Annotated in this window: 2 protein-coding genes; both read left to right on the forward strand. The window is 44.3% G+C overall.

The genetic code is table 11. The features are described from left to right. The coding region (locus A8O23_RS21140) for an IPT/TIG domain-containing protein (RefSeq protein ID WP_153042316.1) at nt 1-1,100 on the forward strand (1,100 nt) is incomplete at its 5' end. Nucleotides 1,101-1,621: 521 nt separating this feature from the next. Then, nucleotides 1,622-2,038: IPT/TIG domain-containing protein (locus A8O23_RS21145; protein WP_192849061.1), on the forward strand; the 417-nt coding region annotated here is incomplete at its 3' end.

Genomic DNA, 2,038 nt, shown 5'->3' on the forward strand with positions numbered 1-2,038 from the left:
CTGCGCCTGTGATTTCGACTGTCACCCCGACAAGGGCACCGGTGGGCACCGAGGTGACCGTTACAGGATCTAACTTCTCGACGGCGGCCAACAACGGGAGCGTGATCTTCACCGACCCAGCGGGCAACCCCGTAATAGCCGAAAACTACAGGATAGAGAACGGAAACATCCTCTTCAACGTACCGGCGAACGCCGTGTCGGGAAGCTTCATAGTGCAGAACCAGTACGGGAACACCTCCACCCCGTTCACCGTGACCACGCCGGTTGTCAGCACCTTCAGCCCAGCCAGAGCACCGATAGGTACTGTGATCACGGTTACGGGAGCCAACTTTGTGCCGGCCTCAGAAGGCGGTAGAATGCAGTTCTTAGATGCTTATGACGAACCTATTGAAGCAGATAATTACCAATATATTAGCTCTACAGAAGTAAGAGGAACAGTACCTTCAGAAACTGGACCATCAGGCGCAATAACAGTTTTTGGCTTAGACGGTCAAGCGATGGCAAGTGCCACAGAATTCGAAGTAGGCACCTTACCTGTGGAGCTTGTGAATTTCACCGCCGTTTCATCTCCGAAAGGAGTTGTTTTGAACTGGCAGACAGCCTCAGAGAGAGACAACGCTTATTTTGAGGTGCAGTCAACCACAGATCTGAAAGCTGGCCAGTTTAAAACTTTAGGACAGGTGACCAGTAAAGTTACAAACAGTTCCGTTGCTACTGTTTATGAGTTCGAAGATTCCTCGCCGGCCGGAGGGCAGACTTACTACCGTCTGAAGCAAGTTGATCTGAATGGCAGCCATGAGTACAGCAAGGTTATAACTGTCACCACAAAAGAAGTAGTTAAAGGATCGCAGTTTGTTAGAGCTTACCCTAACCCTTTCAACCAACAGATTCAATTAGAAGTTGATGCAGTAAGTTCAGGAATTTTAACTGTCAAACTTCATAACATCACAGGCAATAAAGCTTTTGAAAACACTATTTCTGTTGAAAGTGGCAGAGCAACTGTTGAAATAGAAATTTCACAAACTATACCATCTGGTGTATATATTTTAACTACAGAACTTAATGGAGAAGTAGTGACCCAACGCTTCCTCAAACAGTAAAATTTTGTAATGAAACATAAAAAAAGCCTCAGCTACGCTGAGGTTTTTTTTTTATAACTATACATACCCAAGCTTCTGTCGCAAAAAGGTGACAAAATGGAGTGCTCCTCTACAGTCGAAAGGATTAAACAATTTGTTTGAATCAAAATATCATAAGCTTTGGCAATACAATCAGAGATAAGACTAATGAGATTGATACAAATAAAATACATTTACAGTAAGTGACGCTTCCATTCAAGTATTTAATTAGATTGAAATTTTGTACAGGAGCTACCCTTAAGATTATATCCTTTAGCAGATCTTATAATAGTCTCTATCTAACCATCTACATAGATTCTATTTGCTTCACTGACATAATCAACTGCCGTATCATCATTGAATAAATATAATCGAAGCTGCAGAACTAACTTAATTTAAAACAATATAACAACAGGTAGCTAATTAGAGCTAACAGTTTTTGTTTATATAATTTATTTATATATTCTTTGCATGAATATTACATATGTAATCCCGAATTTAAAATGAAACCTCATTTCTGTCCCCTAAAAACTACATTATCAAAAGGTTTTAAATTTCTGCCATACGTTATCATCCTTTTAGTAATGATGGCATCAAGTTCATTTAAAGCACAAGCACAAGCCCCAGTTGTTTCCTCCTTCACGCCAACCTCGGGCCCGGTGGGCACGGTGGTTACTGTGACCGGAGCCTACTTCACAGCGGACGGCGGGCTGCTCTTCTATGACGAGAGCGGGCAGTACGTATACGCCGACAACTACCAGTTCATCAGCAGCACCGAGGTAAGGGGGCAGGTGCCGGCATCCGCCGTGACCGGGCCCATCGCCGTGGAGAACGACGTGGACATCACCGACAGCGGCACTAACTTCACCGTGACCGTGCCGGCCCCGACCATCACCTCGCTCACACCTGACGCAGGCCCG

This window comes from Rufibacter roseus (assembly GCF_001647285.1).
Taxonomy (GTDB): domain Bacteria; phylum Bacteroidota; class Bacteroidia; order Cytophagales; family Hymenobacteraceae; genus Nibribacter; species Nibribacter roseus.